24 protein-coding genes are annotated in these 23,503 nt (G+C 63.1%); 11 read left to right on the top strand and 13 right to left on the bottom strand.

Features of this window, described 5'->3' with window-relative positions:
- The first annotated feature begins 276 nt into the window (after positions 1 to 276).
- The 4 genes from pdhA (at position 277) to V1290_RS04285 (ending at position 3,863) form a co-directional block, all read left to right on the top strand.
- A complete protein-coding gene (gene pdhA, locus V1290_RS04300) occupies positions 277 to 1,377 on the top strand; it encodes a pyruvate dehydrogenase (acetyl-transferring) E1 component subunit alpha (RefSeq protein WP_334363184.1) in 1,101 nt (366 codons plus the stop codon).
- Positions 1,370 to 2,350, top strand: coding sequence for an alpha-ketoacid dehydrogenase subunit beta (locus tag V1290_RS04295; RefSeq protein ID WP_334363182.1), 981 nt, complete (start codon positions 1,370 to 1,372; stop codon positions 2,348 to 2,350). The genes pdhA and V1290_RS04295 overlap by 8 nt, the downstream gene beginning before the upstream one ends.
- 19 nt (positions 2,351 to 2,369) lie before the next feature.
- Entirely contained in the window at positions 2,370 to 3,470 is a 1,101-nt protein-coding gene (locus V1290_RS04290) for a dihydrolipoamide acetyltransferase family protein (protein WP_334363181.1), read from the top strand.
- 99 nt (positions 3,471 to 3,569) lie between these two features.
- Complete coding sequence (locus V1290_RS04285; protein ID WP_334363179.1) at positions 3,570 to 3,863, top strand: GYD domain-containing protein; 294 nt, start codon at positions 3,570 to 3,572, stop codon at positions 3,861 to 3,863.
- Between the two features lie 132 nt (positions 3,864 to 3,995).
- On the opposite strand, the gene V1290_RS04280 is transcribed toward V1290_RS04285, so the two are convergent.
- On the bottom strand, positions 3,996 to 4,343 hold the full coding sequence (locus V1290_RS04280) for a hypothetical protein (protein ID WP_334363178.1): 348 nt from the start codon (positions 4,341 to 4,343) through the stop codon (positions 3,996 to 3,998).
- Positions 4,344 to 4,637: 294 nt separating this feature from the next.
- On the opposite strand from V1290_RS04280, the gene V1290_RS04275 reads away from it, so the two are divergent.
- Positions 4,638 to 5,039 (top strand): RidA family protein, encoded by a 402-nt coding sequence (locus V1290_RS04275; RefSeq protein WP_334363177.1) that lies wholly within the window; start codon positions 4,638 to 4,640, stop codon positions 5,037 to 5,039.
- Positions 5,040 to 5,074: 35 nt separating this feature from the next.
- Here the strand turns inward: V1290_RS04275 and V1290_RS04270 are convergent, their stop codons facing one another.
- Positions 5,075 to 6,382, bottom strand: coding sequence for a DNA polymerase IV (locus V1290_RS04270; RefSeq protein ID WP_334363176.1), 1,308 nt, complete (start codon positions 6,380 to 6,382; stop codon positions 5,075 to 5,077).
- Positions 6,379 to 6,678, bottom strand: a complete 300-nt coding sequence (locus V1290_RS04265) for a DUF3572 domain-containing protein (protein ID WP_334363175.1) — start codon at positions 6,676 to 6,678, stop codon at positions 6,379 to 6,381. The genes V1290_RS04270 and V1290_RS04265 overlap by 4 nt, the downstream gene beginning before the upstream one ends.
- A gap of 229 nt (positions 6,679 to 6,907) precedes the next feature.
- On the opposite strand from V1290_RS04265, the gene V1290_RS04260 reads away from it, so the two are divergent.
- Entirely contained in the window at positions 6,908 to 7,273 is a 366-nt protein-coding gene (locus V1290_RS04260; protein WP_027538546.1) for a response regulator, read from the top strand.
- Between the two features lie 12 nt (positions 7,274 to 7,285).
- Complete coding sequence (locus V1290_RS04255) at positions 7,286 to 8,659, top strand: PleD family two-component system response regulator (RefSeq protein ID WP_334363174.1); 1,374 nt, start codon at positions 7,286 to 7,288, stop codon at positions 8,657 to 8,659.
- Between the two features lie 47 nt (positions 8,660 to 8,706).
- On the opposite strand, the gene V1290_RS04250 is transcribed toward V1290_RS04255, so the two are convergent.
- On the bottom strand, positions 8,707 to 9,924 hold the full coding sequence (locus V1290_RS04250) for a serine hydrolase domain-containing protein (protein ID WP_334363173.1): 1,218 nt from the start codon (positions 9,922 to 9,924) through the stop codon (positions 8,707 to 8,709).
- A 182-nt stretch (positions 9,925 to 10,106) separates the two neighbouring features.
- Positions 10,107 to 10,709: a TetR/AcrR family transcriptional regulator gene (locus tag V1290_RS04245; RefSeq protein WP_442894964.1), complete on the bottom strand. Its 603-nt coding sequence runs from the start codon at positions 10,707 to 10,709 to the stop codon at positions 10,107 to 10,109.
- A 133-nt stretch (positions 10,710 to 10,842) separates the two neighbouring features.
- On the opposite strand from V1290_RS04245, the gene V1290_RS04240 reads away from it, so the two are divergent.
- Positions 10,843 to 12,075 (top strand): MFS transporter, encoded by a 1,233-nt coding sequence (locus V1290_RS04240; protein ID WP_334363172.1) that lies wholly within the window; start codon positions 10,843 to 10,845, stop codon positions 12,073 to 12,075.
- Between the two features lie 205 nt (positions 12,076 to 12,280).
- Here the strand turns inward: V1290_RS04240 and rpmG are convergent, their stop codons facing one another.
- From rpmG to topA, 6 genes are all read right to left on the bottom strand, one after another.
- Positions 12,281 to 12,448: a 50S ribosomal protein L33 gene (rpmG, locus tag V1290_RS04235; RefSeq protein WP_007603295.1), complete on the bottom strand. Its 168-nt coding sequence runs from the start codon at positions 12,446 to 12,448 to the stop codon at positions 12,281 to 12,283.
- 188 nt (positions 12,449 to 12,636) lie between these two features.
- Entirely contained in the window at positions 12,637 to 13,962 is a 1,326-nt protein-coding gene (locus V1290_RS04230) for an LLM class flavin-dependent oxidoreductase (RefSeq protein ID WP_334363171.1), read from the bottom strand.
- A 274-nt stretch (positions 13,963 to 14,236) separates the two neighbouring features.
- Positions 14,237 to 14,974: an NUDIX hydrolase gene (locus V1290_RS04225; RefSeq protein ID WP_334363170.1), complete on the bottom strand. Its 738-nt coding sequence runs from the start codon at positions 14,972 to 14,974 to the stop codon at positions 14,237 to 14,239.
- Between the two features lie 39 nt (positions 14,975 to 15,013).
- The gene (locus tag V1290_RS04220) at positions 15,014 to 15,451 is read right to left on the bottom strand and encodes a DUF983 domain-containing protein (protein ID WP_334363169.1); all 438 of its coding nucleotides are present in this window, start codon (positions 15,449 to 15,451) and stop codon (positions 15,014 to 15,016) included.
- On the bottom strand, positions 15,439 to 17,781 hold the full coding sequence (gene rnr / locus V1290_RS04215; RefSeq protein WP_334363168.1) for a ribonuclease R: 2,343 nt from the start codon (positions 17,779 to 17,781) through the stop codon (positions 15,439 to 15,441). The genes V1290_RS04220 and rnr overlap by 13 nt, the downstream gene beginning before the upstream one ends.
- Positions 17,782 to 20,547: a type I DNA topoisomerase gene (gene topA / locus V1290_RS04210; RefSeq protein ID WP_334363166.1), complete on the bottom strand. Its 2,766-nt coding sequence runs from the start codon at positions 20,545 to 20,547 to the stop codon at positions 17,782 to 17,784.
- Between the two features lie 229 nt (positions 20,548 to 20,776).
- Between topA and V1290_RS04205 the strand changes: the two genes are divergently transcribed.
- Complete coding sequence (locus V1290_RS04205) at positions 20,777 to 21,031, top strand: hypothetical protein (protein ID WP_334363165.1); 255 nt, start codon at positions 20,777 to 20,779, stop codon at positions 21,029 to 21,031.
- A gap of 77 nt (positions 21,032 to 21,108) precedes the next feature.
- Here the strand turns inward: V1290_RS04205 and V1290_RS04200 are convergent, their stop codons facing one another.
- Positions 21,109 to 21,585, bottom strand: a complete 477-nt coding sequence (locus V1290_RS04200; RefSeq protein ID WP_334363164.1) for a winged helix-turn-helix transcriptional regulator — start codon at positions 21,583 to 21,585, stop codon at positions 21,109 to 21,111.
- Between the two features lie 111 nt (positions 21,586 to 21,696).
- Between V1290_RS04200 and V1290_RS04195 the strand changes: the two genes are divergently transcribed.
- Together V1290_RS04195 and V1290_RS04190 are read left to right on the top strand one after the other, a co-directional pair.
- On the top strand, positions 21,697 to 22,470 hold the full coding sequence (locus V1290_RS04195; protein ID WP_334363162.1) for an SDR family oxidoreductase: 774 nt from the start codon (positions 21,697 to 21,699) through the stop codon (positions 22,468 to 22,470).
- Positions 22,471 to 22,642: 172 nt separating this feature from the next.
- A complete protein-coding gene (locus tag V1290_RS04190; RefSeq protein WP_176721964.1) occupies positions 22,643 to 22,783 on the top strand; it encodes a hypothetical protein in 141 nt (46 codons plus the stop codon).
- Between the two features lie 49 nt (positions 22,784 to 22,832).
- Here the strand turns inward: V1290_RS04190 and V1290_RS04185 are convergent, their stop codons facing one another.
- A complete protein-coding gene (locus V1290_RS04185; RefSeq protein ID WP_334363159.1) occupies positions 22,833 to 23,441 on the bottom strand; it encodes an FMN-dependent NADH-azoreductase in 609 nt (202 codons plus the stop codon).
- Positions 23,442 to 23,503 lie beyond the last annotated feature (62 nt).

Raw genomic sequence — 23,503 nt, 5'->3', positions numbered from 1 at the left:
CTGCGATGATTGCCTCGGCCTTTGCCGGATCCCGTTCAGCCACATAGTAGACCGAGCGAACGGGTGCACCGCCTCCCAACGGTTCAGTTGTTACGAGGACAACCTGACCATTTGCCATGGCTTGATATACCACTGACGCGGTGTCGTTTCCACGGTGGTAAAGGCCGCCTCGCGAGCGCGGTGCAGCAATACAAGATGGGTGCGCCCATCTTGTATTGTTCCGGCCCAGCACCAATTACGAATTGTGGGATGCAGAATCGCTCCGGGAGCGAGGACGTGGCCAGCAAAAAATTGTCAGGCGGAGGACTTCCCGTCATCGCGCGCTTTGAGGTGCGTCACCGCAATTACCTCGCGCCAGACGGCTCGATTAATCGGCCGCTCCCTGCATTCGCCTCCGATACCAACCTTCTCACTGCGCTCTATCGAGCGATGCTGCTGCTGCGCAATTTTGACCGAAAGGCTGTCGCATTGCAGCGCACCGGCCGGCTCGGGACGTACGCCGTTTCGCTTGGCCAGGAGGCGGTATCGGTTGGCGTAGCCAGTGCGATGCGCGAAGAGGACGTGCTGTTGCCCTCCTATCGCGACAATGGCGCGCTGATCTGGCGTGGCGTCAAGCTGGAGGAGATCCTGCTGTTCTGGGGAGGGGACGAGCGGGGCAATTGCTTCTCCGGACCGGTCGAGGATTTCCCGTTTTGCGTTCCCGTGGGATCGCAGGCGCCGCATGCCGCCGGCGTTGCCTATGCCTTCAAGCTTCGCAAGCAGCCGCGTGTCGCCGTATGCATGTTCGGCGATGGCGCCACTTCGAAGGGTGATGTCTACGAGGCGATGAATTTTGCCGGCGTGCACAAATTGCCTGTCGTGTTCGTCGCCACCAACAATCAATGGGCTATTTCCGTCCCGTTACGACTACAGACCGGTTGCGAAACGCTGGCGCAGAAAGCCGTCGCCGCCGGCTTTATAGGCGAGCAAGTGGACGGCAGCGATGTTGTGGCGATGCGCGCCGCGGCCGAAGACGCCATTGCCGCCGCCCGTGAGGGCCGGGGCCCGCGCTTCATCGAGGCGGTCACCTACCGGCTCGGCGATCATACGACCTCCGATGACGCGTTACGCTATCGTTCGGCTGACGAAGTCCAGGCCCGTTGGAAAGAAGAGCCGATCGCGCGCCTCAGGAACTATCTCGTGAGCCAAAAAATGTGGAGCAAGGCGGAGGAAGAACAGCTCGCCGCAGAGTGCCATGAGCGCGTCGAGGCGGCGGTTGAGTGCTATCTGGCAACGGAGCCACGCCGACCCGAAACCATGTTCGATCATCTCTATGCCGAGCTGCCCGAGACGTACGCCGCGCAGCGCCGCCAACTTGCGGGAGAGGGCGATGCCTGAGGTGACGTTGGTCGAGGCTGTCAATCTGGCGCTCGCCCGCGCGATGGAGGATGACCCTGATGTCGTCGTGCTTGGCGAAGATGTCGGCATCAATGGCGGCGTCTTCCGCGCAACCGTCGGCCTGCAAACGCGCTTCGGCCCGGAGCGGGTCCTCGATACGCCACTTGCCGAACTCCTGATCAGCGGGCTCTGCGTCGGCATGGCGGCGCAGGGGATGAAGCCCGTCGGCGAGATCCAGTTTATGGGGTTTCTGTATCCCTGCATTGATCAACTGGTGAACCACGCCTCCCGATTCCGCAACCGCACCCAGGGGCGGCTCACCTGCCCAATGGTTCTGCGGACGCCGCATGGCGCCGGCATTCGCGCGCCGGAACACCATTCCGAAAGCACCGAGGCGATGCTCGCCCATATCCCCGGCCTGCGCGTTGTCATTCCTTCGTCGCCCGAGCGCGCCTACGGACTGCTGCTCGCCGCGATCCGCGATCCCGATCCGGTGGTATTTCTGGAGCCGACCCGCATCTACCGCGCGGCGAAAGGCGAGGTGGAAGATAACGGTGAGGCTTTGCCGCTGGATGTCGCCTTTGTCCTGCGGGAAGGCCGCGACGTCACGCTGATAAGCTGGGGTGCGATGCTGAAGGAAACCATGGCGGCGGCCGACACGCTGGCTGCTGACGGCATCGCCGCCGAGGTCATCGATCTCGCCACGCTCAAGCCCTACGATGAAATCACGGTGCTCGGTTCGATCGCAAAAACAGGGCGGTGTGTCATCGTGCACGAGGCGACACGCACCGGCGGATTCGGAGCCGAGATCGCGGCGCTGATCGCCGAGCGCGCTCTGACCTCTCTGCTCGCACCCGTGGCCCGCGTCACCGGCTACGACACGGTCATTCCGATGGCGCGGCTCGAGCAACACATGATGCCGTCGGTTGATCGTATCGTCACGGCCGCGCGCAAGGCGTGCCAGTTCAGCTGATTGCCAGCGGGTTTGTCCCATGCGCCAGTTCGTATTGCCGGATCTGGGAGAGGGCCTCGAAGAGGCAGAGATCGTGAACTGGTATGTCAACGAAGGCGATCACGTCGTTACCGATCAGCCACTGGTTTCGGTCGAGACCGACAAAGCCGTCGTCGAGGTGCCGTCACCCTCGAGCGGACGCATCCTGCACCTGTTTGGCGCCAAGGGAGATGTGGTGAAGGTAGGCGCACCGCTTGTCGAGTTTGCCGAAGGCCCCGAGCAAGACACCGGCACCATTGTCGGCGAACTTGGCGCAGGCGAGCCGCCGCCGGCGGCAGCGGCACCTTCCGGGCCAGCGGCTGGACAGAAAGCCCAGGTGTATCCGGCAGTGCGCGCGCTCGCCCGCAAGCTCGATGTCGACCTCGATCTGATCGAAGCCACAGGACCCGGCGGCACCATCACGCGTGCGGATGTGGAACGGGCTGCCAAGGGCTTGTCCCATACCGGACCTGCCGAACCGTTGCGCGGTTTGCGGCGCGCGATGGCTCAGCGCATGACAGCGGCTCATGCCGAGATCGTTCCGGCCAGCGTCACCGACGAGGCCGATATCGATGATTGGCGAACCGGCGAGGACGTGACAATCCGACTGGTGCGCGCGATCGCTGTCGCCTGCAAGACGGAGCCTTCGCTCAATGCCTGGTACAATTCCAACGCCGGTGAACGGCGTCTGATCGACCGTATCGATCTCGGCATCGCCGTCGATACCGGGGGTGGTCTTATCGTTCCCGTGTTGCGCAATGTCGCCGAGCGGGACATATCGGACCTGCGAGCCGGCCTTGACCGGATGCGGGCGGACGCGGTCGCGCGCTCGATACCTCCGGGAGAGTTGCGCGGAGCGACGATTACGCTGTCGAATTTCGGAATGATCGGAGGCCGCTTCGCCGGCCTGATCGTCGTACCGCCACAAGTGGCGATCATAGGCGCCGGCCGGATTACCCAAGGGGTGGTCGCCTATCGAGGCCAGCCGGCGGTGAGGCGCGTCCTGCCGTTGTCGCTCACCTTCGACCATCGCGTCGTGACAGGCGGCGAAGCCGCTCGCTTCCTGGTAGCGCTCAAAGCGGACCTTGAGCAGTTTTCGTGAGACAGCCGTGCGCAGGGCATCCACGAGCGCTGATCTATGGATGGCCGTGAACAGTCGACCAGGAGGTTCGGCTAAGCCCGACAATCAGGGAGAGCCAGGATGGTAACTTACGTCGTGCTTGCCAACTTCACCGATCAGGGAATCCGGAGCGCAAAAGACTCGCCGAAACGGGCAGAGGCTTTCAAGAAAATGGCCGAGACCTTCGGAATTACGGTAAAGGAGCTGTTCTGGACGCAGGGACGCTACGACATCGTGACGATCATCGATGCGCCGGATGAATTTTCCGCCATGACGCTCAGCTTGAGCCTCGGCGCCTTGGGCAATGTTCGCACCGAGTCGTTGCGAGCCTTCTCGGTGGAGGACATGACCGAGGTCGTCGGCAAGATGCTCTGACAACCGCTGCGCAAGTCGACCGTCTTCTGAAGCCGAGGGCTGGCTTTGCCGTCATGCCATGAGGATAGGCCTGTTGTGCGTCGGAAAGACGCCGCGCGGGTGACGATGGCGAGGCTCTCATCACAATCTGCATCAGCGACTTGGCGACTTCTGCTCGACTTCCTGAACAGGGGGCTGCTCCGAAAGCGCCGCTTGGCGGTCATCCTCCTCAGGTTCGAACTGTTCCTTGAAGATCGCTCGCAGCAACCGCCAGAGTTCACGGTGGCCCGCGGTTTGACCGCCTTGCGACAGATACTCCGCGATATCCATTACGTCCGTTCGATAGTCCGCCGCCCCGCGAATACGCGGATCCATGTAGGTCCACTCATGTTCGACGTACAAGCGCTTGGTGTCAGTGTCGAAGACCAGGTTCCAAAGATCCAGTTCGGTGGTTTCCGGGCCTTTGACCTGCCGATGTAACTCCCGCTTTAAAAAGGCCATGTTCCGCTCCTTCCGCGTAGGGTTTCGTGGACGCATCCCGACCTACGGGCCCCTACAAGTTGGAGACTTGATAGAAATCTGATCATTCCTTGCCGGTTCAAGCCCGCTTAGTTGGTATTTTCCTTAAGGGTAGGCAAATTCGGCGTCAGGGATTCCAAGCCCTGCAATTAAGGGGGCTTGTCCTCGCGTCAGGCCTTGGGACGCGTGCTGCGCATCCTGCGACAACGAGTCTGGTCGAGAGCGCCGGACCCGGATACGCTTCGGCCGAACCATGCACGTCAGGGAGGCGCAAACATGAGCAAGCTCGAAAAACTTCGGCCAAGCGGCCTTCACCACAATCCGGCTTACTCCCACGTCGTCGCCGCCTCGGGCGCGCGCACGATCTACATCGCGGGACAGGTCTCCACCGACGAGGAGGGGCGGGTGGTCGGCGAGGGTGACATAGCCGCGCAGACGACGCAGGTGATGCAGAATATCGGCCTGGCGCTGAAAGCGGCCGGTGCGAGTTACGCTGACATCGTGAAGATCACGACCTTCGTCGTCGGCTACAAGCCTGAGCTCCGTCCGATCATCGGCAAGGCGCGCTCGGCTTTCTTTGAAGGCATGGAGCCGCCGGCGAGCACGCTCGTCGGTGTAACGGCGCTCGCGGCTCCTGAATGGTTGATCGAGATTGAGGCAGTGGCGGTCGTCGATTGACGTCGTCGTTGCTGCAATGACCGGGAGAGAGCGGTCTACTCTTCCTCCTCCTCTTCTTTTGCCGGCCCCTTGTAGGCGATGCCCCGGATCACGGCGGCATTGCCGAACTTTTTCCGCAAGTCATCCATCGCGCGCTCGGCGTGGGCGGAGCGGCGGTCGAGCATGTCGATATCATCGGCCCGCGAGCCCTCGCGCAGCGCGCTGACGCCCGTGCCCACCAGGCGGAAGGCGGTGCCGTCGATCTCCCTGGCCAGCATTTCGCGCGACACCGCAAAGATCTTCGCGGCGAGCTGGGTCGGCGCTTGAATCGATTGCGAGCGGGTGCGCTGCCTGAAATCGGCGGTCTTCAGCTTCAGCGTGATGGTGAGGCCTGCAAGATTGCCGTTCTTCAGCCGGGACGACACCTTTTCCGACAGCCGCCACAACAGCCGTTCCAGCGTGGCGAAATCGCGGATGTCGTTTTCGAACGTGGTTTCGCTCGATATCGTCTTGGCGCCGCGGTCGGGAACCACGCGGCGGTCGTCGATGCCGCGCGCCAGCCGCCACAGCCGGCGGCCTTCGCCGCCGAACTGCTTCATCAGCTCGATCTCGTCGGCGCGCTGCAGGTCCGCGATGATGCGAAACCCCCGCTGCAGCAGCTTTTCCTGGGTCGCGGGACCGACGCCGTAGATGAAGCCGACCGGCTTCTCGGCGAGCATCTCGCGGGCCTCAATCTGGTCGAGGGCGGCAAAGCCGCGCGGCTTGTCGAGATCGGAGGCGATCTTGGCCAAAAACTTGTTGCAGGACAGGCCGACGGAAACCGTGATGCCGATGTCGCGCTCGACCTCGCGGGCGAAGCGCGCCAGCACTTTTGCGGGGATCATGCCGTGAACACGCTGTGTGCCGGAAAGATCGAGAAATGCCTCGTCGATCGAGAGCGGTTCCACCAGCGGCGTCAGCGTCTGCATGGCATGGCGCACCTCGCGGCCGACGCGGACATATTTGGCCATGTTTGGCGGGATCACGGCCGCCTGGGGGCAGAGCGCCAGCGCCTTGAACATCGGCATCGCCGAGCGCACGCCATAGGTCCGCGCGACATAACAGGCAGCCGAAACCACGCCGCGCTTGCCGCCGCCGATGATCACGGGCTTGTCGGCGAGTTCCGGACTGTCGCGCTTCTCCACCGTGGCGTAGAACGCATCGCAATCGATATGCGCCAGCGTCAGCGAGGGCAGGGCGTGGTGGCGGACCAGGCGCGGGGAACCGCATTCATTGCATCGCCTTGCCTTGATATCGAGGTCGCCGAGGCAATCCCGGCAGAACGCGCGCGGACCATCCAAGAAGGTTGGCGCCTGCGCGCTCACGGCACGTCGCGCTCCCAATGCGGATCACCGAGCACCTGGCGGGCGGCGGCGATATTGGTCGGGTGCAGTTGCGAGGCGCTCGCAAACGCCTTCACCGTGGCGTCGTCCCGCATCACAAAATCCAGCACCGAGGCCAGAAACTGCGGGTCGGTCGCGGCGGTGCGCAGTGTCTCCGGACCGATGCCGGTTTCAGCCAGGAACAAGCCTAGCCTCTCAGGATCGCCGGCAATAAAACTCAGCGCCTGAACCGCAACGATTTCAGCCACTTCGCGGGGGTTGTGAACAGGCTTTTTCAATAGATCGTTTGCCTTTCCGTTAACTTATGGTCTCTAATTTGGGAACCATCATGCCCGAGTCTGCGAAGTGTGTTCAACAATCGAAACCGCTTCGTAAAAGTTGGCGCATCGATTTAACGGCTTAGAGCGAATCTGGCGCTAGTTTGAATTCAGTTTTCGACAGGGGGCGGCGTCGGTGCAAGACGTGCCGAAAGGCCGGACTTGTTTCCTGGGATGAGGGAGGGACGGGATGGCGAAAACCGTCCTGATCGTGGAGGACAACGAGCTCAATATGAAGCTCTTTCGCGATCTGTTGGAAGCGCATGGCTATCAAACCTCCGGCACTAGCAATGGTTTCGAGGCGCTCGATCTCGTCCGCAAGCTGCGCCCTGATCTGATCCTGATGGATATCCAGCTTCCGCAGGTGTCGGGCCTCGAAGTGACGCGCTGGATCAAGGACGATCCGGAGTTGCGCGCCATTCCGGTGGTTGCCGTCACCGCGTTTGCGATGAAGGGTGATGAAGAGCGCATCCGCGAAGGCGGCTGCGAGGCGTATCTGTCCAAACCAATTTCCGTCGGCAAGTTTATTGAAACCGTACGGCGTTTTATCGGGTAGGGGTGAGTTTCGATGTCTGCGCGTATCCTTGTCGTCGATGACGTTCCGGCGAACGTCAAGCTGCTGGAAGCCCGGCTGTCGGCCGAGTATTTCGACGTGCTGACCGCTTCCAACGGCGCCGAGGCGCTCGACCTCTGCTCGCGCTCCGAATGCGACATCATCCTGCTCGACGTCATGATGCCGGACATGGACGGCTTCGAGGTCTGTCGCCGGCTGAAATCCAACCCGGCGACCCATTTCATTCCTGTCGTGATCGTCACCGCGCTTGACAGCCCGTCCGATCGCGTCCGCGGGCTGGAAGCCGGGGCCGACGATTTTCTCACCAAGCCGGTGTCCGACATCGTTCTGATCGCGCGTGTTCGGTCACTGACGCGGCTGAAGATGATGACCGATGAGCTGCGCATGCGCGCCATCACCTCGCTCGAGATCGGCATGGAAGCGCCCGAGCGCAGCGCGATTGCCGACAAGGGCGTCGGCGGGCGGATCCTGCTTGTCGACGACCGGCCGTCGTCCTACGAGCGGCTGGCGCCGATCCTTGCCGCCGAGCACACCGTCGACGTCGAAATCAATCCGGCGGAAGCGCTGTTTCACGCCGCTGACGGCAATTACGATTTGCTGATCGTCTCTCTCAGCCTGGAAAATTACGACGGCCTGCGGCTGTGCAGCCAGGCGCGCTCGCTGGAGCGCACCCGCCAGTTGCCCATTCTCGCCATCTCCGACGCCGACAATAACGCGCGGCTGCTGCGCGGGCTCGAAATCGGGGTCAACGACTATCTCCTGCGCCCCGTCGACAAGAACGAATTGCTGGCGCGGGCGCGCACCCAGATCCGCAAGCGGCGCTATACCGACCACCTGCGCGACAACGTGCAGAACTCGATCGAAATGGCGATCACCGACGCGCTGACCGGGCTGCATAACCGCCGCTACCTGGAAAGCCATCTCTCGACGCTCGTCGAGCAGGCCTCGGGCCGCGGCAAGCCGCTCGCGCTGATGATCCTCGACATCGACTTCTTCAAATCCATCAACGACACCTACGGCCACGACGCCGGCGACGACGTGCTGCGCGAGTTCGCCGTGCGCATTCGCAAGTCGATCCGCGGCATCGATCTCGCCTGCCGCTATGGCGGCGAGGAATTCGTCATCGTGATGCCGGAAACCGACCTGACCGTCGCCGGCATGGTCGCCGAGCGCCTGCGCCGCTCGATCGCCAGCGAAACCTTTGCCGTCAACAAGGGCACCAAGCGGATCGACGTCACGATCTCGATCGGCCTGGCGACGCTGGATCACAAGGGCGAGCCGGTCGCCGACGTGCTCAAGCGCGCCGACACCGCGCTATATCGCGCCAAGCACGACGGACGCAACCGGGTGGTATCAGCGGCGGCCTGAACTGTCGTCCCTGCGTTCGCAGGGACCGCGGCAGATAGGTTGTCGCGTCAAGCAACGACCTCGGCATTCTGCTTCACCGCTTCATGCGCCAGCCGCTTGAACTCGAACGAGAACGGATGCACGAACGCCATCTGGCGCTGCGCCATCATCACGCCGGCCATGTTGCGCTTCGGCGAGATCCACCATTGGGTGCCGGCGACGCCGCCCCAATAGAGCTCGCCCGCGGCGTCGGGGTGATCGAACGCCGAGGGCTTCAAGATCAATCCGCCGGCCAAGCTAAACGCCTTGCCGGGCTGCTCTCCCATCGTGGCAAAGCGGATCCACTGGCTCTCGGGCAATTGGTTGGACAGCATCAGCGCGATCGTCTCGGGCTTGAGCAGGGTCGGCCCGCCGGGCAGCAGGCTTCGGATCAGCGCGACCATGTCGGGCAGGGTTGAAACCAGGCCGCCGCCGCCGCTCAGTCTTGCGATCGGGCGCAGATAAGCGCCGGGGAAAGGCGAGTTGTCGGTTCGGGTCAATCCCGGCTTCATCGGCTCCATCAGGTCCGCACCGGCGTAATAGGCGACAAGCCGTCCCTGATCCTTTTCCGGCACGACGAAGCCGGTATCGACCATGCCGAGCGGACCCAGAATGCGCGCTTGGATGAACTTGTCGAAACTCTGGCCGCTGATGACTTCGATCAGTCGCCCCAGCACGTCGGTGGCCAACGAATACTCCCACGACGTGCCCGGCTGATAGATCAGCGGCAGGCCGGCCAGCACGTCCACCATGTCGGCGAGCGTCGTCATGGGATTGTGGACGCCGCGCTCGTTGAGCGCCTTGTAGATGGCGGTACCGGGATCGAAGAAGCCGTAGCTCAGGCCGGAGCTGTGGCTGAGCAACTGACGGATGGTGATCGAGCTCTTCGCAGGCTCGGTGTCATCCAGCGAGCTGGCGCCGGGCCGCAGCACCTTGCGATTTCCGAGCTGCGGAATGAACTTTTCGATTGCGTCGTCGAGCCTGAGTTTTCCTTCCTCGAACAGCAAGAGCACGGCGCAGGAGGTGATCAGCTTGGTGTTGGAGAAGACGCGGAAGATGTGATCGGTGCGGAGCGGCGTCTGCGCTTCCTTGTCGGCCCAGCCGACGCAATTCACGTCGACGAGGTCGCGCCCGACCATGACCGCCCAGGAAATGCCTGACAGCAGGTTGTTGTCGATATAGCGCTGCATGGCCGCGCGTGCCGGTTCGAAGTCGTAACCGTTTGCGGTCACTTTCAGGTCTTCCATGCTCGCTCCCTTTGTCGCAGCTTCGCGCTGCTTGTCGTCCCTGCGAACGCAGGGACCCATAACCACCGGCGCTAGTTGTGAAAAGGGTAACCACCACATCGCCTCACTGAAAAGCCACGGCGTATGGGTCCCTGCGTTCGCAGGGACGACGACGAAGGAGAGGGCGTCGTCAAGTAACCGACTCATGACCGACGTCTTCTCGCACGCTTCTCCGCGGCGCCGCTAGCACCCACCTTCACCCCCGCATTCCTGAGTAGCACCGTTGCGGCTTCCTTTGCCGCGCGCGCCATCGCGGGGTCGTTGCGGACGAGATCCTGGGCGATCGAGCCGTCGACGAGCAGAGCGAGCTGCGTCGCCAGCGTGTCCGCTTGGCGGATGCCGAGTTGTACCAGCAGGCCGCGAAACCAGAGGCGGCGGCTTTCCTTGAACTCGACCGCAACCTTTCGGACCGACTGATCCTCGCCGAGTTCGGCCACCGCGTTGACGAAGGGACAGCCGCGAAAATCTTTCGCCGAAAAGCGCCGCTCCAGCGAATCGAAGGTGCCGAGAATCTGTTCGACCGGCGACTTGTCGGATGGCCGCGGCGCCACGAAGCGCCGCGCCAGATAGGCCGATATCAGCGCGTCCTTGGACGGGAAATGATTGTAGAGCGTGCGTTTGCTGATGCCGATTTCGGCCGCGATGGTGTCGACGCCGACCGCGCGAATTCCCTGCAGATAGAACAGCCTATCCGCGGTTTCCAGAATCCGTTCCTTCATCGCCGGTTTGGCGGGCAGGGTAGCCATGCGAATGCGTGGGTCACCGTTTGCTTGACAGCAGCGCCCCTTATAGCCCAGGTACACAGGTCTGTGTACCTATTTCAGATGCCAATTGCAGGACGCGGCGTTCGAATCGCGCCCCTTAGGGAGAATAAAAACAATGGCCCTGCTGCAAATCCTGCGTCCGACGCTACCCATTCTGATCGGCGCATCCATCATGCTGACGCTGAGCATGGGGCTGCGGCAGTCGCTCGGCATTTTCATGCAGCCGCTGACGCAGGATATCAAAATATCGATTTCCGATTTCACGCTGGCAATCGCAGTGCAGAACCTAGCTTGGGGATTTTTGCAGCCGCTCGCCGGGGCGTTGACGGTGCGCTACGGCTTTCGCGCCATCATGGTGGTCGGCGCGCTGCTCTATGTCGCCGGCCTTGCATTGATGGCGGGGGCGAACGGCGTTCTCGCCGTCATGATCGGCGGGGGCGTGTTGATCGGCACGTCGCTGGCATGCACCGCGGCGGCGATTGCGATGTCGGTTGCGGCGCGCGCCGTTCCTGCGTCGGTGCGCTCCACCGTGCTCGGTCTGGTGTCGGGCGCCGGCTCCCTCGGCGCGCTGTTGTCGGCGCCGATCGGGCAGATGCTCAATGAAGGTTATGGCTGGCGGATGGGGCTGGTCGGCTTCGTGGTGCTGTCGCTGTTGATGATTCCCGCGGCCTGGTATGCGGGCAGGGTGGACAAGATTCCGTTACCCAAGCCGACAGAAGACGAGATCGGCGACACGTCGGCCACCGCTGCAACGAAGATGGCGTTCGCCAACGCGTCTTTCGTGGTGATGACTGGCGCCTATTTCGTCTGCGGCATGCAGCTCGTCTTTCTCACCACGCACCTACCGTCGTATCTGGCGATCTGCGGCATGGACCCGATGCTGAGCGCGCAGACACTCGGCATGATCGGCGGCTTCAACGTGCTCGGCAGCATCTTCTTCGGCTGGGCCGGCCAGCGTTGGAACAAGCTGGCGTTGCTCGGCGGCATCTACATCTTCCGCTCGATCGCGCTCGCCTGGTATTTCACGCTGCCGCCGACGCCGGCAACGACGCTACTGTTCGGAGCCATCATGGGTTTCCTGTGGATGGGCGTCGGCCCGCTGGTCGCGGGCGCGGTGGCGGAAATGTTCGGCCTGAAATGGCAGGCGATGATCCAGGGGCTCGCCTTCATGAGCCACCAGGTCGGCAGCTTCCTCGGTGCGTTCGGCGGCGGGGTGCTGTACGACGTGCTCGGCTCCTACACCATGGCGTGGCGGATCGGCGTCGCGCTTGGCCTGGCCGGCGGCATTGTCCAGGTCGCGTTCGCGCTGATCCGGCCGAGCGGGCCACCGCAGGTGCAAGCGGCGTAGGGCGCGCCGCTTTCCCCGGATGCTGCGCAGCACGCCCTCTTGCGGCGTGGTGCGCTGCTGATCCGGGGTCCATCCGCGGCTATCGTGGGTCCCGGCTCTGCGGAGCAGCGTGAAGAACGCTGCACCGCGTCCGGGACACGGATATAGCCAGGAATCAAAAACGGGGCCGCAAGGCCCCGTTCAAAACCGTGAGCGATTGGCTCGCTTACTTGATCTTCGCTTCGCGAAACTCGACGTGCTTGCGCGCGACCGGATCGTACTTCTTCTTGACCAGCTTGTCGGTCATGGTGCGCGAGTTCTTCTTGGCGACGTAATAGAAGCCGGTATCCGCCGAGGAAACGAGCTTGACCTTGATGGTGACCGCTTTGGCCATGTTCAGAACCTCAAAAATGGGGGTGTCAGGCGCCGGCCAAACCGGCCTGCATTTGCCGCGCAACCTAGCTTCTGATCGCCCAAAGTCAAGGTTTTCGGGGCAAAAACCGGCCTGATTCGAGGTGGAATCCATGTTTTGCGCGCACTCTGATCGCAAAACCGGTGCCCACTTTCGCGAAAATACGCGCGTTAACCTTCAAAGAACCGGTTTTTCGGCCTCGGCAGCCCCAAGTTCTCCCGCAGCGTCTTGCCCTCATACTCTTTGCGGAAAATCCCGCGCCGCTGCAGTTCCGGCACCACCTTGTCGACGAAATCGTCCAATCCCGCCGGGAGGAACGGGAACATGATGTTAAAACCGTCGCTGCCGCGGCTCATCAGCCATTCCTCCATCTGGTCGGCGATGGTTTGCGGCGTGCCGACGAATGACAGTCCGCCATGGCCGCCGACGCGCTGGGCGAGCTGGCGCACCGTCAGCTTGTCGCGCGCAGCGGCATCGACCAGGCGCTGGCGGCCGCTCTTGCTGGCGTTGGTCTCGGGGATTGGCGGCAACTGGCCGTCAGGATCGAAGCCGGAGGCTTCGGTGCCGAGCTGCACCGAGAGCGAAGCGATGGCGCTGTCGTAATGCACCATGCTGTCCAGCTTGGCCCTTTTCTCCTTGGCTTCCTCGACGCTGTCGCCGACCACGACGAAGGCACCGGGCAGGATCTTCAGATGCTCGGGGTTGCGGCCGATCTTCTCCATGCGGCCCTTGATGTCGGCATAGAGCTTCTGCCCGTCGGCGAGGCTGCCGCCGCCGGTGAATACTGCCTCCGCGGTTTCCGCCGCGAGTTGCTTGCCGTCCTCGGACGCGCCGGCCTGCACGATCAGCGGCCAGCCCTGCACGGGGCGGGCAATGTTGAGCGGGCCCCGCACGGACAGATATTTGCCCTTGTGATTGAGCACGCGCATTTTGGCGGGATCGAAATAGAGGCCTTGTTCGACGTCGCGCACGAAGGCGTCATCGGCAAAGGAATCCCACAGACCCGTCACCACGTTATAAAACTCGCGCGCCCGCTTGTAGCGCTCGGCATGCTCCATGTGATCGTCGAGCCCGAAATTGAGCGCAGCATCCGGATTGGAGGTGGTGACGATATTCCACCCGGTGCGTCCGCCTGAGATGTGATCGAGCGAGGCAAAGCGCCGGGCCACGTGATAGGGCTCGTCGAAGGTCGTCGATCCCGTCGCGATCAGGCCGATATGTTCGGTCACGGCTGACAGCGCCGACAACAGCGTGAACGGCTCGAACGAAGTGACCGTGTGACTGCGCTTGAGCGCATTGATCGGCATGTTCAGCACGGCCAGATGATCGGCCATGAAGAACGCGTCGAACTTGCCGGCTTCGAGCTTCTGGATCAGTTGCTTGATGCGCGGGAAATTGAAATTGGCATCGGGCCAGGCGCCGGGATAGCGCCACGCGCCGGTGTGGATGGAGACCGGCCGCATGAACGCGCCGAGTTTGAGTTGCCGCTGTGCCATTGCCCCGTTTCCGTAGCTGTTATTGTTGGGAAAGAGATAGGCACGGGCAAGGGCTGCGCCATTAGGGGCGAGCAGAAGAATTTTGCAATTTGAGGGACAGGCGGAGAACGATTCGATAGTGGCGATACCGTCATTGCGAGCCAACGGGTCGCGCGTATGCGCGCCCGATGACAGGCTCCGCGAAGCAATCCATTCTGCCCGCGCGGCGCGATGGATTGCTTCGCTTCGCTCGCAATGACGGGGAGCGAGCGCAGCCCTTACATCCCGGGAGCCCTTACGCCCCCAGCACGTCCTTCTGCATCTTGCCGCCGTAGAAGTGAAAGAACGGCACCGGCGCGTCGTGGCGCAAGGGGCCGGTCGCGAGCCGACGGTCGAGTTCGGCGAGCACGTTCTTGGTCATGGCGTGCGCGTCGGCGAGCGGCTGCGAGCCGATCTCGACCCACACCAACTCCACCAGTTCGGCATCGGCGTGAACAACGCCTTCGACGCGATGGGCGATGGCAGACGCATCGGCGGTGAAGAAGCGCGTATCAAAACGGCGGACGCGGCCAGGCGGGGTGATCGCGCGTGCGATCAGGAACAGGCCGGACGGATCGGGCAGCAGGCCTGCTTCCGCAAACGGTTTCCACGCGCCGTCGAGTTTTACGGGCTTGTCGACCTTGCATCCGAGGCAGAGCCCGGTTTCCTCGCAGGCCTCGCGGATCGCAGCAACCGCCAGCGCGCGCGCCCGCGATGGTGCAATCTTCGGACTGCCCTTGAGCAGGTTGGCCTCGAGCTCCGGGGAAATCGGCGCAGCCACGGGGATGCGGTTGTCCGACTTGTCGACGCGGCCTCCGGGAAAAACATATTTGCCGGGCATGAACACCACCTTGTCGTGGCGCTTGCCGACCAGAACTTTCGGCTTGTCGCCGGAGCGGTCGATCAGGATCAGCGTCGCTGCATCCTTGGGCCGGAAATAGGGATGGTGATCGGCTTCTTTTTCTTCTTTTACGGCGGTCGCGGCGTCGTTCATCCCATCCCCATTTTAGTGCTCTTGTTGCTCGTGCTTTAGCTAGACCGGCGGGATGTCGCTAGGGGCATTTTCGTCAAAGCCGTGCATGCGCAGCGCCCATTGAATGCCGACCACCGCGCCCTTGATGGGCTGCAGCAGAACGAGCGAGGAGACGAGCGTCGCCGGCAGATACATCGCCAGTTGCAGCCACACCGCGGGCGAGTAGTTGGTTTCGATCCACAGCGCCGCCGGCACCACGATGTGGCCGACGATGACGATAACGAGGTAGGCCGGCAGATCGTCGGCGCGGTGCGGGGTAAAATCGAGCCCGCACTTCGAGCAATTATCGGCAGTCTTCAGGAAAGCGCGAAACATCTTGCCCTCGCCGCAACGCGGACAGCGGCAACGGAAGCCGCGCTTCATCGCGGTCCAGAGGTCGCGCTTCTCGGTCTGCGCGGTGTCCCGGGTCCATGTCGTCGCGGCGTTCACCGTTTCCATGACTTGCCTTTCTTCGATTTGCCGGGCTTGGCTTTGCCCGACTTGCCCTTGTGAGGCTTGCGAACCTTGTCGCGCGGGCTGCGGCCCGGATGCGATTTCGATGGCTTTGCCGATGCCTTCGAGCCATCGCGTTTTCTGCCGCGCGGAATGAGTTGGCCTTCCGACAACAGCTCGAACCGCAACGCGCCGGCTACCGGTGCAGCTTCTACCAGACGCACGTCGACAACGTCCCCCAACCGGTGCATGGCACCGCTGCGTGAGCCGACGAGCGCGTGACGCGTCTCGTCATAATTGTAGTACTCGGTGCCGAGCGTGCGGATCGGGATCAGCCCGTCGGCGCCGGTATCCGATAACTTCACGAACAGCCCGGCGCGGGTAACGCCCGAGATGCGGCCCTGAAACGTCGCGCCGATACGGTCGGCGAGGAAATGCGCGATCAACCGGTCGGCGGTTTCGCGCTCCGCCTTCATCGCGCGGCGCTCGGTCAGCGAAATCTGCGCCGCGATCTCGCTCAGTGTCTCCAGCGTCTCGATCTCCGGCAACGCGCCTTCACCGAGACCGAGCGCGCGGATCAGCGCGCGATGCACGATCAGATCAGCGTATCGCCTGATCGGCGAGGTGAAATGGGCGTAGCGGCGCAGGTTGAGGCCGAAATGGCCGTAATTCTCTGCCGAGTATTCCGCCTGCGCCTGCGAGCGCAGCACCACCTCGTTGACAAGCGGCTCATAATCCTCGCCGCGGACCTGGCCCAGCACCCGATTGAACAGCGAGGGGCGTAGCGCGCCGGTCTTCGCAAACGGCAGGTCGAGCGTTTTCAGGAATTCCTGGAGATTATGAACCTTCTCCAAGGTGGGTTCATCATGCACCCGATAGATAAGTGGCAGCGCCTTTTTTTCAAGCATTTCGGCCGCGGCCACGTTGGCGAGGATCATGAATTCCTCGATCAAACGGTGCGCGTCGAGACGTTCGGGCACGATGACGCGATCGACCGTTCCGTCGGGCTTGAGCAGGATTTTTCGTTCGGGCAGATCGAGATCGAGCGGATCGCGTTCGTCGCGCGCGAGCTTCACCAGCGCATAGGCCGCGTAGAGCGGCGTCAGGATCGGCTCCAGCAGCGGGCCGGTGATATCGTCGGGCCGCCCGTCGATCGCGGCCTGCGCCTGCGCGTAGTGCAGTTTCGCGGCCGAGCGCATCAGCACGCGATGAAAGCTGTGCGAGCGCTTGCGGCCGTCGGGGCCGATGACCAGCCGAACCGCGAGCGCGCCGCGCGCTTCGCCCGGCACCAGCGAGCAGAGATCGTTGGAGATGCGCTCGGGCAGCATCGGCACCACGCGGTCCGGAAAATACACCGAGTTGCCGCGCGTCACCGCTTCGCGGTCTAGCGCCGAGCCCGGCCGCACGTAGAAGGCGACGTCGGCAATCGCGACATGGACCACATAGCCGCCCTTGTTGTTCGGATCGGAATCGGGCGCGGCGTGCACCGCGTCGTCATGGTCCTTCGCATCAGGCGGATCGATGGTCACCAGCGGCAAATCGCGCCAGTCCTCGCGACCTTTCAAGTCAGCAGGCTGCGCGGCCTCGGCCTCGCGCAAGGCGGATGGTGAAAACGCTTGCGGGATTTCGTGGGCGTGGATCGCGATCAGGCTGATCGCCTTTTCGCTCGACAACGAGCCGAGCCGCTCCTTCACCTTGCCGGAGGCGAGGCCATAGCCGCGCGAGCGCACCAGATCGACGCTAATGAGGTCACCATCCTCGGCGCCCGCGGTGTCCGATGGCGCGATGTTCAATTCGCGCCCGGCCTGCTTCTTGTCGACGGGAACGAGCAGGCCGCCGCCGCCAGGCAGCTTGCGGAAGATGCCGAGCACGCGCGTGCGGGCCTGGTCGATGATCTTGATGACGCGGCCGCGATAGGGGGCGCCTTCGCTATCATCGGCCTTCTCGATCCGCAGCAGCGCCCGGTCGCCGACACCCGCCGCGGTGCCGGGTTGCAGACGGCGCGGGACGTGGATGCGGATCTTCGGCGCGGGCCCGCTCTGTTCAGTGTCCCATTCGGTGGGAGTGGCGAGCAGTTCGCCGTCGGTGTCGCGCCCGGTGATGTCGGCGATCACGGTTGGGGGCAGGAGGGCCGTCTCGTGAATCTTCCGACCGCGTTTGGCGATGGCACCTTCGTCGGCGAGCTCGCGAAGGATCCGTTTCAGTTCAGCGCGGTCGGCATTCTTCAGGCCGAACTCGCGGGCTATCTCGCGGGTGCCGACCTTGCCCGGATGGGCACGAATAAAGGCGACGATGGCGTCCCGGGCCGGAAAGCCATGGTCGTGTTTTCTCTTCACTTATCCTCGCGCCTTGCCCGCGCGCTTTTTCGCGGGCGTCTTGGGTGCAGCGGGCTTCGCCGCCGATGTCTTGGCGGCGGAGGCGACCGGCGCGCGCGCCTTGCTCACGGCCTCCGATTTCGGCTTCGCTGCCGGCTTCTTCGCCGGCGCCTTCTTGGCGGGCTTCGGCGCATCGGGATCGGCAGCCTTGCTGGCAGTCTTGGTAGCGGCCTTCTTCGGTGCGGCCTTCTTGGCGCCGCGTTTCGGCTTGCCGCCGCCTTTGGCGGCGCGTTCGTCGATCAGCGCGATGGCTTCGGCCAGCGTGATCGTCTCCGGCGTCTTGTCGCTCGGGATCGTGGCGTTGACACCGCCTGCGGTGACATAGGCGCCATAGCGGCCGTTCTTGACAGCTACTCCGCCAAGGCTCGGATGCTCGCCGAGCGGTTTGCCGGGATCGGCGCCGAAGCGGCGGCCGCTCGGGCCTTTTGCGATCTTTTCCGCGATCAGCGTCACCGCGCGGTTGAGGCCGATGTCGAACACCTCGTCGCCGGCCTCCAGGCTCGCATAAGTCTTCTCGTGACGCACAAACGGGCCGAAGCGGCCGATGCCGGCGGTAATCGGGTGGCCGGTTTCCGGATGCTTGCCGATCTCACGCGGCAGCGACAGCAGCTTCAGCGCCAGATCGAGCTCCATGTCGCCGGGCGACATGTTCTTCGGGATGCCGGCGCGTTTGGGCTTTTCGCCCTCGGGATAGTCCTTCTGCTCGCCGAGTTGGATGTAGGGGCCGAAGCGGCCGGCCTTTACCGTGACGTCGAAGTCGGTTTCGGGATCCTTGCCGAGAACGCGGTCGGCGCTCGCCTCGGAGTCGGCGGCTAGCGGACGGGTATAGCGGCACTCCGGATAGTTCGAGCAGCCGACGAATGCGCCGAACTTGCCGGCCTTCAGATTGAGCCGGCCAGTGCCGCAGGTCGGGCACTGCCTTATGTCGCCGCCGTCGGCGCGTGGCGGATAGATGTGCGGGCCCAGCATGTCGTCGAGCGCATCCAGCACCTCGGCGACGCGCAGATCCTTGATGTCGTTAACCGCGCCGATGAAGCCGATCCAGAAATCCTGCAGCACCTGCTGCCAGGAAATCTCGTTGTTGGAGATGCGGTCGAGCTGTTCTTCCAGCGCGGCGGTGAAGTCATACTCCACATAGCGCGAGAAAAAGTTTTCGAGGAACGCGACCACGACGCGACCCTTGTCCTCGCCATGCAGCCGCTTCTTCTCCAGCTTGACGTAGCCGCGATCTTTCAGGACCTGCAGGATCGAGGCGTAGGTCGAGGGACGGCCGATACCGAGCTCTTCCATCCGCTTGACCAGCGAGGCCTCCGAGAAGCGCGGCGGCGGCTCCGTGAAATGCTGGGTGACGGCAAGCGCCTGCCGCTTCAAGGCTTCGCCTTCGCTCATGGCGGGGAGGCGGCGGGAATCCTCGTCGTCACCGTCGTCGTCCTTGCCTTCCTGATAGAGTGCGAGGAAGCCGTCGAACTTGATGACCTGGCCCGAAGCGCGCAGCTCCAGCACGCGGGAGCCGGCTTTCGCCGCGATATCCACGGTGGTGCGTTCGAGTTCGGCCGATTCCATCTGGCTCGCAATGGTGCGGATCCAGATCAGCTCATAGAGTTTCGCCTGATCGGGATCGAGGCGGCGGCGCATCTCGGCGGGCCGGCGCGACAGATCAGTCGGGCGGATCGCTTCGTGCGCCTCCTGCGCGTTCTTGGCCTTGGTCTGGTACTGCCGCGGCGCGTCGGGGACATAGGCGTTGCCGTAATCCTCGCCGATCACCTTGCGGGCTTGGGTGATCGCCGAGCCGTCGATCTGCACGCCGTCGGTTCGCATATAGGTAATGAGGCCGGTGGTCTCGCCGCCGATGTCGATGCCTTCATAGAGGCGCTGCGCGATCCGCATGGTGTGCGCCGGCGCAAAGCCGAGCTTGCGGCTGGCTTCCTGCTGCAGCGTCGAGGTCGTGAAGGGGGCCTGCGGATTGCGGCGCGCGGGTTTTGCTTCGACGGTCGAAACCGTGAAGTTCGCCGCTTCAATGGCCTTCTTGAGGTCTTCGGCTTCGGCGCCCGAGCCGATGTCGAGCCGCTGGATCTTCTTGCCGTCGGCGCCGACGAGGCGCGCCTCAAAGCTGTCGCCGCGCGGCGTTGTCAGGGTCGCGACCAGCGACCAGTATTCGCGCGGGACGAATTTTTCGATTTCGAGTTCGCGGTCGCAGACCAGCCGCAGCGCGACCGACTGCACGCGGCCGGCCGAGCGCGCGCCCGGCAGTTTGCGCCAGAGCACGGGGGAGAGCGTGAAGCCGACCAGATAGTCCAGCGCGCGCCGCGCCATATAGGCGTCGACCAGCGCGCCGTCGATCTGGCGCGGCGCCTTCATGGCATCGGTCACCGCTTGCTTGGTGATTGCGTTGAACACCACGCGCTCGATCTTCTGATCCTTCAGCGCGCGCTTCTCTTTCATCACCTCCAGCACGTGCCAGGAGATCGCTTCGCCCTCGCGATCAGGGTCGGTTGCGAGAATCAGTCGGCTGGCGCCCTTCAGGGCCTTGGCGATGTCGTTGAGCCGGCCGGCCGCCTTGGGATCGACCTCCCAGATCATCTGAAAATTGGCGTCCGGATCGACGGAACCGTTCTTGGCGGGCAGGTCGCGGACATGGCCGAACGAGGCCAGAACCTCGTAGGAGGCGCCCAAATACTTATTGATCGTCTTGGCTTTCGCCGGCGACTCCACGATGACGATATTCATGTCATTCCAATGGCTTACGGGAAAAGATAAAGGCGGGTTCCGCGAGACTCGCGGCCCACCGATTGGACCCGAACATGGGTGGTGAGGCGGCCCCTGTCAAATCGGCAAATGCCGCCAGGGAACCTTTCGCTGTCCACTTATATCTGAGGAGTTGCGAAATGCGCCCTAGAGTTGCGCCTCCAAAGGGGTTATTTCTGGGCAATACTGTATTCAATTGGATGCAAGTTTTTTGAGCAAGGCTGCAGGCGGCCGGAAGCGGAAAGCTTCAGGCAGGAAGAAGGGCTCGCCACCCGACGAACGTAACACTGAACGAGGTGAGGAGGGCGGCCCCGACGAGGCCGTGGCCTTTATCGCGGAGACCGTTGCCGAACTGGTCAAACTGGCGGAGCGCCACCGGCTCGAGGTGCTCAGCCATTTGCTGGGCATGGCGCAGCTCGAGGCGGAAGAGCGCCTGCGCACCCGCAGCAAACGCAAACTGTCGTGAGAGTTCGAACCGACGGCAGCCTCTCACGGGGCACTCTCCCTTTCCTCGTAAGAACGGCAGAGGAAGAAGAAGGTCGGCTACGCCGTGACCCGCCCGCCTTGCTTCACCACCGCCCGTGGCTTCAGCGCGGTATCCCCCGCACTCAATAGCCGCCCATCCTGCGAATAGAGTTCGAGTTTGCGAACCGGCTTACCCTCTTCCTTGTCGACCAGGATGGTGGCGATCTCTTCCGGGTGCTCGTCGAATTCCTCGCTCCATTGCCGCAGGGCGACCAGGACAGGGAAGACGCCACGGCCTTTCTGCGTAAGCAGATATTCCTGATACGCGCTGCCGTCGGAAGCGGGCGCGGTTTTCAGAATGCCCTGGTCGACCAGCGCGCGCAGCCGCACCGTGAGGATGTTCTTGGCAAGCCCCAATCTCTTCTGGAATTCGCTGAAGCGGCTGATGCCAAACAGCGCCTCGCGAATGATCAGCATCGACCACCAGTCGCCGATCGCATCCAGCGAGCGCGCGATCGGGCAATCGTCATGCTCAAAGCTCGTTCGTTTCACCATTTCAGTCTCCGATCGGGTTTGAGACCGATCACGGCTTTGTGTGGTTGCAATATTAAACTAGTTGCTCTAGCTAATCAATCTAGTTTAATAATGCAACCACCGGAGATGACCATGAGGCTCGCGAACAAGACGGCGTTGATCACAGGGGGCAACAGCGGCATCGGGCTTGCGACCGCAAAGCTGTTCGTGGCCGAAGGTGCCCGGGTCGTCATAACCGGACGAAATCAGGCGACGCTCGATACCGCCGCGAAGGAATTGGGCCCAAGCGCGCTTGCGCTCGCGGCTGACGCCACCGACATCGCGGCGACCGAAGCCGCGATCGGGAAGGGGGCCGAAAAGTTCGGCAAATATGACATCCTGTTCGCCAATGCCGGGATCGCCGGTGGCACGCCGCTTGGTGACTCAACCCTTGAGGCGTTCGAGAAGGTCATCAGCACCAACCTGATCGGCGTGTTCTTCACCGTGCAATCGGCGCTGCCGCATCTCAACGACAACGCCTCGATCATTCTCAACGGCTCGGTGATCTCGGTGCTCGGGATCCCCGGCTATTCGGCCTATGGCGCGGCCAAGGCCGGCGTGCGCGCGATGGCGCGGATCATGGCGTCGGAATTGTCGCCGCGTGGCATCCGCGTCAACGTGGTGGCGCCCGGCGCGATTCGCACCCCGATCTGGGGGGCGGCGATCGCCACGCCGGAAGCCGAAAAGGCGTTTGAAAAGCGCATCGCGTTGTCGACGCCGCTCGGCCGGATCGGCGAACCCGAGCATATTTCCAAGACGGTCCTGTTTCTCGCTTCCGACGATTCCGCCCATGTTCAGGGCCAGGAGTTGTTCGTCGACGGTGGCGCCACGGCCTCTCCGAGCGGTGCGCCAATCTATCGGGGGTAAGCAGGTCCCGGCATGATCCAAGCCGGTCAGCGGTCTAATCTCCGTCGCGCTGACAGGCTCCGGCGCCCTGCGGCGGATTGGCGCGGAGCCAGAACGCGCATTGAACCCGGGGTGTAACTGCAGGACATTTTGAGGCAGGCGTTCTTGCCAATCAAAGAACCGGAGAGCCGTCATGCCGAAAACCGCTGGCATCTCCTCGTCGGCGTCGCAAAGTTCGGATACCGCTCAACTTGTTTCAGTCGCCCTGTTTTCCGGGGTCGGTCTGCTGATCTCGCTGGTCGTCGTTATCCTCCGCATCAACGGCGTTTTTTGATTGAGCGGCTGCCGTCGCGCCTGGCAGCGGCAACCGCTCTCGCTCCAAACTACGCCGCGTGCAGATCGCTCGCGGCCCTCAGCGCGCCGGCGACGGCTTTTTCGCGGTGCTCCGGGCCGACCTGAATGCCATCGGCGGAAATGAATTCGGGATTCCTGATGCCGATGAAGCCGAATACCCAGCGCAAATAGGTTTCGAGATGTTCGCCGAGCGCGGCCGGCGTGCCCGGGCCGTAATAGCCACCGCGCGAGATCGCGACGATGACGCGCTTGTTGCCGGCCAGCCCCTGGACACCTTGGGCATCGTATTTGAAGGTCTTCCCCGCGACTAGGATACGGTCGATCCAGGCCTTGAGCTGGCTCGGGATCGTGAAATTGTACATGGGCGCGCCGATCACGACGATGTCGGTGGCCAGAAACTCTTCCATGACGGCCTGACCGGCGGCGATATCCTCCCGCAATGCAGCTTCCGGGGCCGCTCCCTGGCCGGCAGCGAGGTGTGAGCCGGTGAGATGCGCCAGCGGGGTCAGCGTGAGATCGCGGTAGCTGACTTCGAGGCCGGGGGTGGATTGACGCAGGCGGTCGACGATGGCGGCGGAAACCTGGCGGCTGACGGAGTGGGGGCCGAGAACGCTGGAATCGAGATGCAGAAGCTTCATGAGGGGTCACCCTTGGTATACGTTTGTAACTGGCGCTATATGAGTGACTGTCGTAAGGTCCA

It is taken from the genome of Bradyrhizobium sp. AZCC 1578 (assembly GCF_036924675.1).
In the GTDB taxonomy this organism is placed as follows: Bacteria; Pseudomonadota; Alphaproteobacteria; order Rhizobiales; family Xanthobacteraceae; genus Bradyrhizobium.
The sequence above is the reverse complement of the archived record's forward strand: the minus strand, read 5'-3'. Positions and strand labels throughout refer to the sequence as shown.